Source organism: Actinomycetospora endophytica (assembly GCF_021026375.1).
GTDB lineage: Bacteria > Actinomycetota > Actinomycetes > Mycobacteriales > Pseudonocardiaceae > Actinomycetospora > Actinomycetospora endophytica.
Genome location: NZ_JAJNDB010000008.1, coordinates 59,923 through 75,561, shown reverse-complemented (window position 1 = coordinate 75,561; position 15,639 = coordinate 59,923). Strand labels below are relative to the sequence as shown.

The 15,639-nt window shown below is 75.7% G+C and carries 12 protein-coding genes and 1 tRNA gene; 3 read left to right on the top strand and 10 right to left on the bottom strand.

Annotation, left to right across the window (positions count from 1 at the left end; translation table 11 throughout):
• The first annotated feature begins 65 nt into the window (after positions 1 to 65).
• Positions 66 to 974: an NADP-dependent oxidoreductase gene (locus LQ327_RS28900; protein WP_230739429.1), complete on the top strand. Its 909-nt coding sequence runs from the start codon at positions 66 to 68 to the stop codon at positions 972 to 974.
• Positions 975 to 1,006: 32 nt separating this feature from the next.
• Here LQ327_RS28900 and rsmI read toward each other — a convergent pair whose 3' ends face one another.
• Positions 1,007 to 1,840 carry a 16S rRNA (cytidine(1402)-2'-O)-methyltransferase gene (gene rsmI / locus LQ327_RS28895; RefSeq protein ID WP_230739779.1) on the bottom strand — a complete coding sequence of 278 codons (834 nt, stop codon included), beginning with the start codon at positions 1,838 to 1,840 and terminating at the stop codon, positions 1,007 to 1,009.
• Positions 1,841 to 2,191: 351 nt separating this feature from the next.
• Here rsmI and LQ327_RS28890 point away from each other — a divergent pair, with 351 nt between their 5' ends.
• The gene (locus LQ327_RS28890; protein ID WP_230739777.1) at positions 2,192 to 3,673 is read left to right on the top strand and encodes a dolichyl-phosphate-mannose--protein mannosyltransferase; all 1,482 of its coding nucleotides are present in this window, start codon (positions 2,192 to 2,194) and stop codon (positions 3,671 to 3,673) included.
• Positions 3,674 to 3,757: 84 nt separating this feature from the next.
• Positions 3,758 to 4,474 (top strand): ZIP family metal transporter, encoded by a 717-nt coding sequence (locus LQ327_RS28885; RefSeq protein WP_230739426.1) that lies wholly within the window; start codon positions 3,758 to 3,760, stop codon positions 4,472 to 4,474.
• 76 nt (positions 4,475 to 4,550) lie between these two features.
• Here the strand turns inward: LQ327_RS28885 and LQ327_RS28880 are convergent, their stop codons facing one another.
• The 9 genes from LQ327_RS28880 to LQ327_RS28840 form a co-directional block, all read right to left on the bottom strand.
• Positions 4,551 to 5,237: a VOC family protein gene (locus LQ327_RS28880; RefSeq protein ID WP_230739775.1), complete on the bottom strand. Its 687-nt coding sequence runs from the start codon at positions 5,235 to 5,237 to the stop codon at positions 4,551 to 4,553.
• Positions 5,238 to 5,289: 52 nt separating this feature from the next.
• Entirely contained in the window at positions 5,290 to 5,697 is a 408-nt protein-coding gene (locus LQ327_RS28875; RefSeq protein ID WP_230739424.1) for a hypothetical protein, read from the bottom strand.
• Complete coding sequence (locus LQ327_RS28870; RefSeq protein ID WP_230739422.1) at positions 5,694 to 6,650, bottom strand: ABC transporter substrate-binding protein; 957 nt, start codon at positions 6,648 to 6,650, stop codon at positions 5,694 to 5,696. The genes LQ327_RS28875 and LQ327_RS28870 overlap by 4 nt, the downstream gene beginning before the upstream one ends.
• Entirely contained in the window at positions 6,647 to 8,278 is a 1,632-nt protein-coding gene (locus LQ327_RS28865; RefSeq protein ID WP_230739420.1) for a thiamine pyrophosphate-binding protein, read from the bottom strand. Before LQ327_RS28865 ends, LQ327_RS28870 begins: the two co-directional genes overlap by 4 nt.
• A complete protein-coding gene (locus tag LQ327_RS28860; RefSeq protein ID WP_230739418.1) occupies positions 8,275 to 8,955 on the bottom strand; it encodes a GTP-binding protein in 681 nt (226 codons plus the stop codon). Before LQ327_RS28860 ends, LQ327_RS28865 begins: the two co-directional genes overlap by 4 nt.
• Positions 8,933 to 10,717 carry an FAD-binding protein gene (locus tag LQ327_RS28855; protein ID WP_230739416.1) on the bottom strand — a complete coding sequence of 595 codons (1,785 nt, stop codon included), beginning with the start codon at positions 10,715 to 10,717 and terminating at the stop codon, positions 8,933 to 8,935. Before LQ327_RS28855 ends, LQ327_RS28860 begins: the two co-directional genes overlap by 23 nt.
• Positions 10,714 to 11,118 carry a roadblock/LC7 domain-containing protein gene (locus LQ327_RS28850; RefSeq protein ID WP_230739414.1) on the bottom strand — a complete coding sequence of 135 codons (405 nt, stop codon included), beginning with the start codon at positions 11,116 to 11,118 and terminating at the stop codon, positions 10,714 to 10,716. Before LQ327_RS28850 ends, LQ327_RS28855 begins: the two co-directional genes overlap by 4 nt.
• Entirely contained in the window at positions 11,118 to 15,395 is a 4,278-nt protein-coding gene (locus tag LQ327_RS28845) for an MFS transporter (RefSeq protein WP_230739412.1), read from the bottom strand. The genes LQ327_RS28850 and LQ327_RS28845 overlap by 1 nt, the downstream gene beginning before the upstream one ends.
• Positions 15,396 to 15,531: 136 nt before the next feature.
• Positions 15,532 to 15,604: transfer RNA gene (locus tag LQ327_RS28840), tRNA-Ala, on the bottom strand.
• Positions 15,605 to 15,639 lie beyond the last annotated feature (35 nt).

Below are 15,639 nucleotides of genomic sequence, written 5' to 3'. Positions count from 1 at the left end.
CGTCGTCCTGGCGACGAAATTCGTGCACATGGCAACGCGTTGCCCCAGCCATGACATCGCGAGCCGTGCAGTACGCCCGCTACGGCGGGCCGGAAGTGCTGGAGATCGTGGAGCGCGAGGACCCGCAGCCGGGCCCCGGTCAGGTCCGCCTGGCCGTCCGCGTCGCCTCGATCAACCCGATCGACTGGAAGCTCCGGGGCGGCGGCATGGCGCCGTCGGACGCGCCGGAGAAGCCGGTGGTCCCCGGGGTCGACCTGGCGGGCACCGTCGAGGCCGTCGGTGAGGGGGTGACCGGGCTCGGCGTCGGCGACGAGGTGCTCGGCAACGCCAGCGGCGGCGCCTACGCCGAGAAGGCCCTCGCGGACGCGAAGGGGCTGGTGGCCAAGCCCGCCGGGGTGAGCTGGGAGATCGCGGGGTCGGTCGCCGTCGTCGTGAACACCGCCTACCGCGTGCTGGCCCAGCTCGGGCTCGGCGCGGACGACGACACCGCCGGCAAGGTCCTGGTGATCAACGGGGCGTCCGGGGGTGTCGGGGTCGTGGCGACGCAGGTCGCGGTGGACCGCGGCATCACCGTGATCGGCACCGCGAGCGAGCGCCACCAGGGCGACGTCAAGGCCCTCGGCGCCACCCCGGTGGTGTACGGCGACGGGCTGGCCGACCGGATCCGGGCGATCACCGACCACGTCGACGCCGCGTTCGACACCGCGGGCAAGGGATCGCTGGGCGACCTCGTCGCGCTCACCGGGTCCGCCGACCGCGTGATCACGATCGCCGACCCGCAGGCCGAGGAGTACGGCGTGCAGTTCTCCTCGGGCGGCGGGATCGACGGTGCGCTCGCGGAGTTCGTCGGGCAGGTCGCGGCCGGGCGCTACAGCGCGCCGGAGACCGTCGTGTACTCCCTCGACGAGGCGGGCAAGGCGCAGGAGGACAACCGCACCGGCGCCGTGAGCGGGAAGCTCGTGCTGCGCATGTGAACAGATGTGGTCGCCTGGACGACCACATCTGTTCACATGCGGCGGAGCCGCACCGCCGCGTCGTAGAGCGCGTTGGTCGACACCCCGCGCTCGCTCGCCACCGCGCGGGCGGCGTCCTTGAGGCGCTGCCCGCCGGCGACGAGCGCGAGCACCTCGTCGGCGAGCTCCTCCGGCTCCGGCGCGACGAGGACCGCGCCGCCGAGCACGACGGTCACCTCCCCGAGCACGTCGCGCTCCCGCGCCCACGCCGCCAGCTCGCCGAGCCCGCCACGGACGACCTCCTCGTGGGTCTTGGTGAGCTCGCGGCACACGACGGCGGGCCGGTCGGCCCCGAGCACGTCGACGGCCACCGCCAGCAGCGACGCGAGCCGGCGGGGCGACTCGAAGAACACCGTCGTGCGCTGCTCCGTCGCGAGCTCGGCGAACCACGAGCGGCGCTTGCCGTCCGCGCGCGGGGCGAACCCCTCGAAGCAGAACCGGTCGGTGGGCAGCCCGGAGACGGCCAGCGCGGCGAGCACCGCCGAGGGACCGGGCAGGCAGCGCACGGTGAGACCGTCCTCGACGCACGCGGCCACCAGCCGGTAGCCGGGGTCGGACACCGCGGGCATCCCGGCATCGGAGACCACGAGCACCGTCGCGCCACCGCGCAGCTCCTCGAGCAGCCGCGGGATCCGCGCCCGCTCGACGTCCTCGTAGAAGCTCACGACGGTGCCCGTCACCGTCACCCCGAGGGCGGACGTGAGGCGTGCCAGCCGGCGGGTGTCCTCGGCGGCGACGACGTCCGCCGTCGCCAGCGCGTCCCGCAGCCGGGCGGACGCGTCACCGGGGTCGCCGAGGGGGGTCGCGGCCAGCAGCAGGACGCCCATCACGGCGACCGACACTAGATCAGGGGTGCGCGCTCGCGGTCCGGCCGGGCGCGGAGCGCTCGTCGCGGTCTTCCCTTGGATCACCGTCGGGTTGTCGCACTGAATCACAACGACACGGTGGACCCATCGGCGCAGTAGACCCGCGACAAGATTGGGCCTGGGCGTCCCGTTCACCTTGAGCGCTCACGGTCCCGGTTCGCGCCGTCACCGCCGGCGCACGCGCGGCCCGTACGATCGGCCCCCGTGACGGCCGGCAGCACCCTCGAACGGCCCGCGACGCCTTCGGCAGCGGACCCGCGCGGCGTCCTCGCCCCCGGACCGCGTGGCGTCGAGAGCCTGCTCGGGCGCCCGATGCCCACCGACCGGCTGCGCGGCTGGAGCGTCACGCTCGTCCTCACCCTGATCGCCGGCGTGGTCCGGCTCTGGGACCTCGGCTGGCCCTCCGACAACGGCACCCCGGTCTTCGACGAGAAGCACTACGTGCCGCAGACGTGGCAGGCGCTGCGCAACGGCGGGTACGAGGACAACCCGGGCTACGAGCTCGTCGTGCACCCGCCGCTGTCCAAGCAGCTGATGGCGGTCGGGCAGTGGGTGTTCGGTTACGACCCGGTCGGCTGGCGCGTGATGTCCGCGCTCGCCGGGACGGTGTGCGTGCTGCTGGTCATCCGCATCGCGCGCCGGCTCACCCGCTCGACGCTGCTCGGCGGCGTCGCGGGCGTGCTCCTGATCTGCGACGGGCTCTCGCAGGTGTCGAGCCGCGTCGGGATGGTCGACATCTACCCGACGGTGTTCGTGCTCGGGGCCTTCGCCGCGATCCTCGTCGACCGCGACGACGTCCGGAGCCGGATGGCGCTCGTCGTCGCCGAGGGCCGGATCCTCGACACCCCGTTCGGGCCGCGGCTCGGGGTGCGCTGGTGGCGGTTCGCCGCCGGGCTGTGCATCGGGCTCTCGCTGGCGAGCAAGTGGTCCGGGCTCTACTACGTCCTCTTCTTCGGCGCGCTGACGATCGGGTTCGACATCGCCGCCCGGCGAGCGGCGGGGGTCGCGCGCCCGTGGGTCGGGTCGCTGGTGCGCGACGTCGTGCCGCTGGTCTGGGCGTTCTTCGTCATCCCGCTGCTCGTCTACGTCGCGAGCTGGCTGCCCTGGATCGCCTCGGAGACCGGCACCGACCGCCACGTCCCGGCCGCCAAGGGCGACACGGTGGCCCTCGTCGCGCTGCTGCCCGACTGGCTCCCGGACTGGATCCGCGGCATGGCGTACTTCCAGTCGAAGGTGCTGGAGTTCCACGCGACGCTGTTCACGCCGCGCGGCAACCCGCACCCGTGGGAGTCGAAGCCCTGGACGTGGCCGATGGGGCTGCGCCCGATGCTCTACTACTACGAGTCCGGGGCGTCGGCGCCCGGCTGCGGGACGAACGACTGCGTCGGCGCGGTGATGGCCATCGGCACGCCCGCGCTGTGGTGGACCGCGTTCCCGGTGCTCGGCTGGGGCGTGTGGCGCTGGATCACCAAGCGCGACTGGCGCTACGCGGCCGTCCTGGTCGGCTACGGCGCGGGCATCCTGCCGTGGTTCACCGACATCGACCGGCAGATGTACTTCTTCTACATGACGCCGGTGATCCCGTTCCTCGTGCTGGCGGTGACCCTGGTGCTGGGCGAGGTCCTGGGGCGGCGCACGTCCGGGCCGGAGCGGCGCGCGACCGGCCGCATGGTGGTCGCGCTGTACGTGGGGCTCGTCGTGGCGAACTTCGCGTGGCTGTGGCCGATCCTCGTCGGCGCCTCGATCACGGCCGCGCGCTGGAACGCGGAGCTGTGGCTGCCGTCGTGGCGATAGGTGCGCTGACGCGCTCGTGAGCACTAATTGATGCCCTGACGTCAATTAGTGCTCACGGGCGCGAAGCGCACCTAGGGTGCCCGGGTGCTCCTGCGCGCGGTCCTGTTCTCGCTGATCCCGGTCGCGGCGGCCGGCGTCTCGGGCGTCGTCGCGGCGATCCGACCGCCCGGCCGACGCGTGACCAGCGGGATCCAGCACTTCGCGGCCGGGGTGGTGTTCGCGGCGGCGGCGATCGAGCTGCTGCCCGGCGTGCTCCGCCAGCAGCCGTGGGTCGCGATCGCCGGGTTCGCCGCCGGGATCGTCGTGATGTTCGCGTTCCGGGCGCTGTCGACGGCGCTGGAGCGTCGCCGTCACCCCGACGGGCCCGCGCTGCCGATCGGGCTCGCGGTGGCGACCGGCGTCGACTTCGCCGTCGACGGGCTCGTCCTGGGCGCCGGCTTCGCCGCGGGTTCGACGACGGGTGTGCTGCTCTCGATCGCCCTCGCCGTCGAGTACCTCTTCGTCGGGCTCTCGCTCTCGGGGACGATGTCCGGGGCCGCCTCCCGGACGCTCACCGCGACCGCCCCGGCCGCGCTGTCCCTGCTCACCGTGGCCGGGACGGCGGTGGGCGCGGTGCTGCTGGCTGGAGTGTCGCCGCAGCTCCTGGCCGGGGTGCTCGCGTTCGGGGCGGTCGCGTTCATGTACCTCGCGACCGAGGAACTGCTGGTCGAGGCGCACGAGCAGGGTGAGACGGCGCTCGGGTCGGTCGGCTTCTTCGTCGGGTTCCTCATCTACCTGCTGCTGGACGAGCTGATCAGCTGACGGCCCGGCCCCCTTCCGACCGAAGGGCACCTTCGCTCGAATAGACGAGCCAAGGGCGCCCACCGCCGGAACGCGCTCAGGTCCGCGTGATCACCGCGAACCGCGCCCCCGACGGGTCCGCGAGCACCGTCCGCCGCCCGCCCAACCCCTCCCCCGGGCCCTCGAGGACCAGCCCGCCCGACGACCCGGCAGCAGCCACGGCGTCGTCGACGTCCGACACCCCGAAGTGCACGAGCCAGTGCGGCAGCGCGTCCCCGGCGAACACGACCGCACCGAGCGCCGGGCCGTCACGGTGCAGCGTCGTCGTGCCGGGCTCGTCGGTCGGCTCGTGGGTGAGCCCGAGGACGGTGCCGTAGAACGTCTTCGTCAGCCCGGGATCCGCGGACGCGGCCTCCACCCAGGCGGGCGCCGCCCCGGGCGCGTCGGACTCCCAGAGCCCGACCGTCGCCCCGCCAGCATCGAGGGCGACGACGACGAGGCCGCCGCACCCGTCGTCGTCGGGACCGTGGAGCAGCATGCCGCCGGCCTCCTCGAGGCGCTCCGCGACGTCCGCCGCGTCCTCGACGCCGAGGTAGAGCGTCCAGCCGGGCGGACTGCCGTCCGGCGCGCCGAGACCCGCGACGCGCCGCTCACCGGCCAGCGCCACCGCCTCGTGGTGCTCGGCCGCGCCGTCGTCGGTGAACGTCCAGCCGAGCACCGCGCCGTAGAACGCCGTGACCGCGTCCGTGTCCCCGGCGAGCGCGAGGTCGGCCCAGCACGGCATCCCGTCCACCCCTCGGAGTGTGACCGGAGCCATGGCCGCACGCTCGCCGACGTCAGCGGTCGGTGTCCGGCGTGAACCACCAGCCGTCGGGCGTCGTCTCGTCGTCGGTCGCGACCTGCTCGAGCTGCGAGGCGAGCGCCCGCGCCAGCAGCGGCACCATCGCGCGCCCGTCACGACGACGGTCGTCCCGCGACGGGCCCCGGTCCGGGACGTGCGCCGGTCCGGGCACCCCCGACGACGACGGACCGGCGTCCGCCGACGACGGCCCGGGTTCCGACGACGGCGCCTCGCTCGCCGGCACCGGCGTCCCCGTCTCCTCGGAGACCGCGTCGGCCCGGATCACCCGCCCGGTGACGTCGTCGAACACCAGACCGGGCAGCGGGCCGTCCGCCCACGGGTCCCGCGACGAGCGCACCTCCCCGGGCAGAGGCTCCCGGTGGTGCGGTTCGGGTTCGGTCATGAAGGGGAGCCCCCCGCGATCAGCGACGCCACGTCGAGGCGACGGTCGATCATGCCGGCCTGGGTCATGAGGTCGGCGACGCGCTGGATCCGCGCCGCCTCCACCGTCGTCGGATAGTTCGGCAGGGTGATGAGCGTGGCGGTCGGCGCGTCGACCGGGGCGAACCCGGGCAGCGCCGCCGTCGTCGCGCGGGAGTTGGCCGCGAGCGCCGCACCCCGCGCCAGCGCCGACCGGAACGCGTCGACCGTGTGCGGGAACTGCTCGGCGAACCGTGAGGTGGTGAAGTAGCCGTCGAGCGGGAGCGCGGCGGTCGGTCCGCTCGCGGGGTCGATCACCGGCAGCGCGCCCACCGCCTGCTCGGCCTGGGTGACGAACGGTTCCACCAGCCACGCCGCGTCCAGCGACCCGTTGCCCAGCGCCGTGACGGCCTGCGCGAACGGCATCGGCACGTAGCGCACGGTCCGGGGGTCGACGCCGCGCGCGGCGAGCACCCGGTCCAGCGCGAGGGTCTGGATGTTCGGCGGCGGGGTGTTGACCGCGATCGTGCGCCCGGCCAGCTGCGAGGCGTCCCGGATCCCCGACCGCGGCGACGCGACCACCTGGTCCAGCCCCGGCGACGCTAGCGCCGCCTCGGCGACCACCCGCAGGTCGGCGTTCCCGCGCGCCTGTTCCTCCAGGTAGCTGACGTAGTTGGCGCCCGCGACGATGTCGATGCTGCCGTCGGCGAGCCCCGCGAGGCCCTGCGGCGAGGAGCTCAGCGGCTTGATCGTCACGTCGAGCCCGGCGTCGCGGAAGAAGCCGTTCTGCTGGGCGAGGTAGAGGGGCGCGACGTCGACGATCGGCAGGCTCGTCACGGTGATCTTCGTGCGCTCCGGTGCCGCGGACGGCGCGCTCGACGCACATCCGCTCGCCAGCACCAGGACGGCCACCAGACCGAGCAGCGCGCGCCTCATGCCTGGCCCCCGGCAATGGGTACGACGACGAGCGACGGCTCGCCACTGCGCTGCGCGGCCGCCACCGCGGGCCCGATCTCCTCGCCGCGCTCGACCCGCGTGCCGCGCAGCCCCATCGACTCCGCCAGCCCGGCCCAGTCCACGCCGCCCAGCCTCGTCCCGGCGAAGCCCGGCGGCAGCGCGTCGCTGACCGCCCGGTACCCGCCGTTGTCGACGACGACGTAGGTCACCGGCGCGCCGACGCGCGCGGCGGTCCAGAGCCCCTGCACGCCGAACATCGCCGACCCGTCGCCGAGGAACCCGACGACCGGCCGCGACGGATGCGCCAGCGCCAGCCCGACCGCCGCCCCGGCGCCCCAGCCGAGCCCGCCGTTGCCCGACGAGTTGTGGTAGTCCCCGGCCGCGCGCTGGACCAGCGCGCGCCGCAGGTCGGGACCGCTCGTGGGTGCCTCCTCGACGACGACGCTCCCCGGCGCCAGCGCGTCCGCCACGGCCTGCGCGGCGCTCGCCGACTCGATCGGCCCCGCCCCCGACAGCCCGGCCCGCGCCCGCTCCCGCCAGGCCGTCCGCTCCGCCACCAGCGCCTCCGCGGTCCGCCCGGCCCGGCGCTCGACGGTCTCCCGACGAGACTGCGACCCGGGAGTCAGCGCCGACGCCAGCGCCGCCAACGACGGCCCGATCGCCCCGGCCATCGCGACCTCGACGGGGTACGACCGTCCGAGCTCGCCCGGGTCGTCGTCGAGCTGGACCACCCGCATCCCGTCGGGCATCGGGCGGTCAGCGGTCCACGTCTGCGGCCGGATCGCCGCGCCCGCGACCAGCAGCACGTCATGGCCGGCCAGCGCCTTGGCGATCTCGGTGCCGGTGAAGAACGGCGACGGCGCGGTCAGCGGGTGCTCGGAGTCGGCGTCGACGTACTCGTACTGCGGCTGCGGGTAGACGGTCGCGCCCAGGGCCTCGGCCACCGCGGTCAGCTCCGCGATCGCCCCGGTCGCCCCGACGCGGTCGCCGGCCAGGATCGCGGGCCGCTCGGCGGAAGCCAGCACCGCCGCGGCCTCGTCGATCGTCGTCGCGGCTCCGACGTCGGGCACGGGGATCCGGGCCGGCAGCGCGAGCTCGTCCGACCAGCCGTCGCCGCCCAGCAGGTTCATCGGGATCGACAGGAACGCGGGCCCCGACGGCTGGCGGCGCACCCGCGCGAACGCGCGGCGCAGCAGCGGCAGCAGATCGCCGGGGGTGTGGATCTCCTCGGCGGACAGGCACGCCGAGCTGGCCAGGCCCACCAGGTCGCCGCCGAGCATCGGCTCGTCGCGCAGGAAGCGCTGGTCCTGCTGCCCGGCGGTGACCACCAGCGGCGTCCGGGACCGCCGCGCGTTGTTCAGCCCGATCAGCGCGTTGGAGACCCCGGGCACCGCGTGCACCGACACGAACGCCGGGCGCCCGGTGCCGCGCGCGTACCCGTCGGCGGCCGATACCGCGGAGAACTCCTGCAGCGCGAGCACGTAGGACGGATCCGACGTCCCGGCGAGCTCCCGCAGCAGTGGCAGCTCGGTGGTGCCGGGGTTGCCGAAGACGCGGTCGACGCCCTCGTCGCGCAGCAGGTCGAGCATGATCGCCGCGGGGTTCATCGGGCCGCACCTCCCGTCGTCGTCTGGGGATCCCGCCGGTACGACGCCACCCGCTGTGGCTCCCGCCCCGTCGCCCCGCCGCGCACCGTCAGCGCGTGCCCGACGAGGCTCGCGAGCGTGCCCGTCGCGGACGCCCGGTCGCGGGCGTCGCAGGTGACCACCGGCGTCGTCGTCGGGAGCGCCAGGGCCTCCCGCACCGCGTCGACGCCGTGGGGGAACTCGCCGTCGAACCCGTTGATCGCGACGACGATCGGCAGGTCGGTGCGGTCGAGGTAGTCGAGGACGGGGAACGAGTCGAGCAGCCGCCGGGTGTCGACGAGGACCACCGCGCCGACCGCTCCGCGCACGAGCTCGTCCCACATGAACCAGAACCGGTACTGGCCGGGCGTGCCGAACAGGTAGAGCGGCAGCGCCCCGGCGGTGTCGGTGTCGCCCGGGTCCAGGTCGAGGCGGCCGAAGTCCATCGCGACGGTGGTGCTGCGCTTGTCCGGGGTCGCGGAGAGGTCGTCGACGCCGACGCTCGCCGCCGTCATGACCTCCTCGGTCCGCAGCGGGGTGATGTCGGAGGCGGAGCCCACGAAGGTCGTCTTGCCCACCCCGAACGCGCCCGCGACGACCACCTTGAGGGCGGTGACGGTCGGGCCGGGTGCCGTCTCAGATCCGGCGCTGGAGTCCACGCAGTGCCCTTTCCAGCTGGTCGGTGTCCGCCCCGGCGCCGGGGCGGTGGACGCGGACGTGGCCCGCGTCGGCGAGGTCGGTGACGAGGACGCGCACGACGCCGAGCGGCAGCCGCGTCCCGGCCGCGATCTCGGCGAGCGAGCGCCACGGCCGGGCGGCCTCGAGGATGGCCCGGGCCTCGGGCGGTCCGGTGTCGAGGCCCGCGTCGTCGTCGGGGCGGTCGTCGGCCAGCGCCGGGACGGCGTAGCCGAACCGGAACACCTCGTCGGGGTCCACGCGGGCCTTGAGCGCGCGCAGCCGGCGGTAGTCCTCGCGGGTCCAGGCGGTCGCGACGACGTCGGAGTCGGTGACGGTGCCGAGGAAGTTCACGGTGGCGCCGGTGGAGTGCGGCTCGAGCGCCTCGACCAGCCGCCGGCCCCGCTCCGGCGCGCCGCCGTCAGCGCCGTGCGCGTCGACGATGAACACCCCGTACCGGGCGTCGCGGCCCCCGACGGCGTTGTCGGGCTGCGGCCGGCGGGCCATCGCCCCGCCGAGGTGCCGGATCTCGATGCCGGCGACCGGGTCCGTCGCGTCCGGCCCGGCGGTGCGCAGCACGGTCTCGACGACGCCGGGCGGGAGGTCGCCGAGGAGCAGGCCCCGCTTCCAGACGTCGGCGGGTTCGGTGGGGTCGTCGTGGATGGTGCCGATCGCCTCGAAGGGCAGCTCGCCGACGGTGTCCAGTGCCGGGACGAGCGCGCGCATCGGCGCGAGGATCTCCGCGGCGGCCTCCGGCGGGCCGACGTGCGCGAACCGCAGGTGCACCGTCGGCGACCGGCCGCCGGCCCGGTTGCGGCGCCCGAGGTGCGAGAGCGACACCGACGTCGTCGTCGCCTCGGAGAGCCCGGCGGTCCAGCCGGGGTAGGCGCGCAGGACGGCGTCCGCGGCGTCGCCGTCGAAGAACAGCCCGCCGCCGACGAGGCTCGTGATCGGGAACAGCCGCACGACGAGGGCCGTGACCACCCCGAGGTTGCCCTTGCCGCCGCGCAGCCCCCAGAAGAGCTCGGGCTCGTGGGCCTCGTCGGCCGGCCGGACGTGACCGTCGGCGGTGACGACCTCGGCCGCGACGACGTGGTCGGCGGTGAACCCGAACGTCCGCGCGAGCGGGCTGATCCCGCCGCCGAGGGTGTACCCGACGACGCCGACGGCGGGCGCGCTGCCGCACAGCGGCGCGAGGCCGTGGCGGGCCGCCGCGGCGATCACCTCGCTCCAGACCACCCCGGCGCCGACGGTGGCCGTGCGGGCGTCGGGATCGACGCGCAGCGTGCGCATCCGGCGGGTGGAGAGCATGACGCCGTCGTCGACGGGGCGGACCGCGCCGTGCCCGGTCGCCTGCACCGCGACGGGCAGACCCCGCTCGACGGCGAACGACACCGCCGCGGCGACGTCGCCCGGGTCGCGCGCCCCGACGAGCACCCGCGGCCGGTGCGCGACGCTGGAGTACGACGACGCGATCTCCTCGGCGAACCCGGGATCGCCGGGCAGCCACACCGGGCCGCGGACGTGGTCGGCGAGTCGGCGCAGGTCGCCGTCGGGAAGATCGCGGCCGTCGGCGGGACGGGACGGTGCGGGCGTGCGCGGCGAGGGCACCCGCGCGGTCGCGGACACCACCGTCTCCGGCGGCCAGGAGTCCGCGGCGGCGGTGCGACCGCCGGTCAGCGTGTAGGGCCGGACCAGCGCCCGCGGCGGGCCGTCCCGCGACTCCGGTCCGGGGGGCGTGCTCACGGGCGGGCCGCGGGGCTCAGGCCGTGTCCGACGCGATCCACGAGCAACGCCATCTCGTACGAGACCAGCCCCATGTCGCAGCCGGGGGCGGCGAGCACGGCGAGCGAGGACCCGTCGGAGATCGCGGTGACGAGGAACGTGCCGTGCCGCATCTCGATGATCGTCTGGTCGACCGGCCCGCCCTGGAACACCTTGGCGGCCCCGCCGGTCAGGCTGGCCAGGCCGGAGGTGATGGCGGCGAGTTGGTCGGCGCGGTCGGCGGGGACCTCGGCGCTGCGCGCGATCGGCAGCCCGTCGGAGGAGACGACGACGGCGTGCGCGACGCCGGGGACGCGCTCGACGAAGTCGGTGACGAGCCAGTCGAGATCGCTCGCCGATGTGTGCTGGTCCCCGCTCGTCATCACGGTCGGGCCTCCTCGGAGTGGACGGTGCTGGTGGTGCGGGCGCGGTCGCGGCCGGCCTGGAACCCGGCGAACCGGGCACGGACGGCCTCCGCCGAACGGTCCCAGGCCGGGCCGGATCCCGCCGGGCCCGAGGTCGTCGGGGTGGTGACCGGATCCGGCGCGGGGTCGGCGGCGCCCGGGACGTAGTTGGCGCCCGGCGCGCGGCGGGGCAGCCCGTCGGCGGTGGTCCCGTCGGCGACGGGGTTCGCGACCGGGTCGGCGGCGGTCCCGCTCGCCGGGTGGGCGGTCATCGGGCGCAGAGTGGGTGCGGGCGTCGGAGCCGGCTCGGGTGGCGGCGTCGGAGCCGGCTCGGGTGCCGGCGTCGGCCCGGGCTCGGGTGCCGGTCGGGTGGCCGCCCGATGGGCGCCTCCGTTGTCGGCCCGGGGGGTCCCGGCGGCCGGGGTGGAGCCGGTCTGCTCGACCCGGGCACGGGCCCGCCCCTGCGCGACCCCGGCGTAGCGGTGGCGCACGGCGGCGGGCGAGCGGTCCCAGGCCGGGGCGTCGTCACGGGTGGTGTCCGCCCGGGCGTGCGCGGGCCGCGGCGCCGGCCGGGCGGAGCGGCTCGGCGGCGGGGCGGGCGCGTCGTCCGGCGGCGGGCCGACCGGGACCTGGTTCGCGCCGGGCGCCCGCTGCGGCAACCCGGTGGCGGTGGTGCCGGCCGCGGTGGGGACGAAGGCCGGAGCGGCCGGCGGAGCTTCCGGCGCCGGGGTCGACGACGCGCCCGACCCGCCCGCGGCCGCCGCCCCGGCCGAGCCCGCGGCGGCGAGCGGGGCGCCGCCGAACCAGCCCGGGGCGCCGTCGTCGTCGGGAGCCACCGCGGCGGGGGGCGCGGCCGGGCGACCTCCCGCGCCGCGGTCGGAGGCGACCTCGCGCGGCCCCTCGGCCGCGAACAGCTGCGCCGGGACCGACACGGTCGCCGTGGTGCCGCCGTCGTCGCCGGGACGCAGCCGCACCCGCACGCCGCGCCGTGCGGCCAGCCGCGCGACCACGACGATGCCCATCCGCCGCGACGCGTCCGCCCCGAGGTCGGCGGGCTCCCCGGCGACGGCGAGCCGCTCGTTCAGCGCGTCCCGCTCGTCCGCGGCGAGCCCGATGCCGCGGTCGGAGATCTCGACGAGCGCCGTCCCGTCGCGCAGCACGGTGGCCCCGACCCGCACCGGCGCGGTCCGCGCGGAGAACGCGGTGGCGTTCTCGATCAGCTCGGCGTGCAGGTGCACCAGGTCGCTCACGGTGTCCTCGGCGACGAACACCTCGGGGATGGCGCGGACCTCGACCCGCTCGTACTGCTCGACCTCCGACGCGGCGGCCCGCAGCACGTCGAACAGCGGCATCACGCGGTTCCAGCGCCGCAGCGGCTCCTCGCCGCCGAGCACCAGCAGGTTCTCGCCGTTGCGCCGCATGCGGGTCGCGAGGTGGTCGAGGCGGAAGAGGTCACCGAGGCGGTCCGGGTCGTCCTCGCCGGCCTCGAGGTCGTCGATCAGCGCGATCTGGCGCTCCACCAGCGACTGCGTGCGCCGCGACAGGTTCACGACGATGGCCCCGGTCGCGGCACGACGACGGGCCTCGGCGGCGGCCAGGCGCACGGCCTCGCGGTGGACCTCGTCGAACGCCCGCGCGACCTCGCCGATCTCGTCGTCGGACCGGACGTCGATGGGCTCGACCTCGGTGCCCACCCGCGACGGGTCCTCGCGTCCCATCCGGCCGACCAGGGTGGGCAGCCGGTCGTCGGCGACGTCGAGCGCGCCGCGCCGCAGCGCCCGCAGCGGCCGGGTGAGCGACCGGACCACGAGGATCGTCGCGACCAGGACGATCAGCACGACGAGCAGGGCGACCAGGCCGGCGACGACGGCGGTGGTGATCTGACTCGAGCGCAGCGCCGCCGCGCGGTCGTGGGCCGCGGTCACCAGCGAGCTCTCGACGGTGTGCAGCGAGCCGAGCGCCCCGGACGACGCGGTGTCCCAGGCCTGGGCGGCGGGCGGTCCGCCAGGCACGGTGCCCGACACCGTGGGGCTCGACGCGGACGTCGCCCCCGGCCGCAGGACGCCGTCGAGGATGCCCTCGGTCTGGTCGACGTCGGGTCCGGCGACGACGTCGTCGTAGGACTGCGCCTGGGCCTCCGTGGCCGCCGCCCGGAACTGCGCCTCGTAGCCGCTGCGCGCGGCGTCGGCCTCGACGAGGTCCTGGGCGCCGCCGGGCTCGAACCCGCCGGCGAGATAGGCGGCCCCGAGCTGGGCGCGCTCGGTCGCGAGCTCGGCCCGCTCGCGGGAGAGCGCGCCGAGGGCACGGACGGTCGCGGCGAGCTCCGGGTCGGACCCGGACTGCGCGACCTCGTCGTCGACGGCGAGCAGGTCGTCACCGACGGCGGTGTAGCGGGTGACGACCACCCCGGCCGGCACCTGGCTGGACAGCACCGCCGCGCGCACTGCGGGGAGGCTGTCGACGCGGAAGAGGGCCTGGTCGAGGCGGGCGCGCGTCGAGGCCGCGGTCGCCGAGTCGGAGGTGACCGCGTCGGCGCGGCGGCGCAGGTCGGCGGTGGCCAGGTCCGCGCGGCGCTGGGCGTCGGACACGGCGGTGCGCAGCGCCGGGGAGCGGCCGGAGGCGACGTAGGCCGCCGAGGTGGACTGCTCCTCGTCCAGAGCGACCGCGGTGGCGGTGATCCCGCCCGCGAGGTCGGCCAGCGTGGCGACGCGGCCGTACGCGGCGGCGGAGCGGACGGCACCGGTCACCCCGACGACGCCGAGCGCGACGGCGACGATCGTCGGGACGGCGATGAGCGCGACGAGGCGGGTGCGGACGCTGCGGCGGCGGGGCCGGTCGGCCGCGGTCCGGTCCGGGGCGCGGGCGGCGCCGGGACCGACCCGGCTGGTGCCTCCCGGCGGGGTGGCGACGGCGGTGGACGGGATCGCGAACGACTCGGTGGGCGGGTCCTCGTCGAGGGGGCGCCGCGAGCGGTCGGTGCGCACCAGCGCCGCAGCGACCACCGTGATCACCGAGACGACGACGAGGTAGCCCGCGACCGCCGCCGAGGTGCCGGTGGCGGCGAACAGCGCCGTCGCGATGATCGGCGCGAGGCCGCCGCCGAGGACGGTGCCGAGCTGGTAACCCAGCGAGGCCCCGCTGTAGCGGACCCGCGCGGCGAACAGCTCGGTGTAGAGCGCGGCGAGCGGGCCGTACATGGCGCCGAGGGCGAGGTGCGCGACGGCGAGGGCCAGCCACAGGCCCCACGTCGCGCCGGAGTCGATGAGCGCGAACGCCGGGAACGCCCAGACCAGCGAGACGATCGCGGCGACCAGGTACACCGGCCGTCGTCCGAACCGGTCGGAGAGCACGGAGCCGCCGACGATCCCGGGGACCTGGAAGACCTGGGTGACGGTGAGGACGAGCAGCGCGCCGGTCTTCGTCAGACCGAGCTGGGCGGGCAGGTAGCTCAACAGGTAGGTGACGTAGACCCAGAGGCTCGCGCTGGCGGCGACGAAGAGGGCCGCGGCGAGCAGGATCGTGCCGGGGTTGCGCCGCAGCACCTCGAGCACCGGGGCGCGGGCCGGGCCCTTCGACCACGTCGTGGTGTCGCTCGACAGCGCCGTGAACGCCGGCGACTCCTCCAGACGCCGCTGCATCACCAGGCCGAGCACGACGACGACCACGCTGGCCAGGAACGGGATCCGCCAGCCCCAGGTCGCGAACTGCTGGGTGGGCATGAGCGCCGAGACCAGGAAGAACAGCCCGCTGGAGACGATCCCGCCGATCGGCGACCCGAGCTGCGCGATGCTCCCCCACAGCCCGCGCCGGCCCGGGGGCGCGGCCTCGGTGAGCATGAGGACCGAGCCGGCCCACTGCCCGCCCAGCGCCAGCCCCTGCAGCAGCCGCAGCACGACCAGGATGATCGGCGCGGCGATCCCCCAGCTCCCGTAGCTCGGGAGCAGGCCGAGCAGCACCGACGCGACGCCCATCGCGATCGTCGAGCCGGTCAGCGCGGCCCGTCGCCCGGCCCGGTCCCCGATGCGCCCGAAGAGGATGCCGCCGAGGGGGCGCGCGACGAAGGCGAGCGCGAACGTCGCGAAGCTCGCCAGCACCTGGCCGGTGGACCCGAGCGGGGTGAAGAACGCGGGGCCGAGGACCACCGCGGAGGCGGTCGCGTAGAGGAAGAAGTCGTACCACTCGACCGAGGACGCGGCCGTGCACAGCGCAGCGAGTCGCCCCATCGGTCTCGCCTGGTCGGGCACGGTTTCGGACATCGTGTCGGATGCTAACGAGTACCGGGCGACGGGGCACCACGGAGTCGACCGTTCGGCGCGCGGATCACGTCGACTCCCGGCGCCAGACACACGACGACCCCCGCCGGAACACCCGGCGGGGGTCGTGAGGTGGGAGTGGAGCTGAGGGGAATCGAACCCCTGACCTACTCGATGCGAACGAGTCGCGCTACCAACTGCGCCACAGCCCCAACGAGCGAGAACTCTAGCAACCGACCCCACGCCC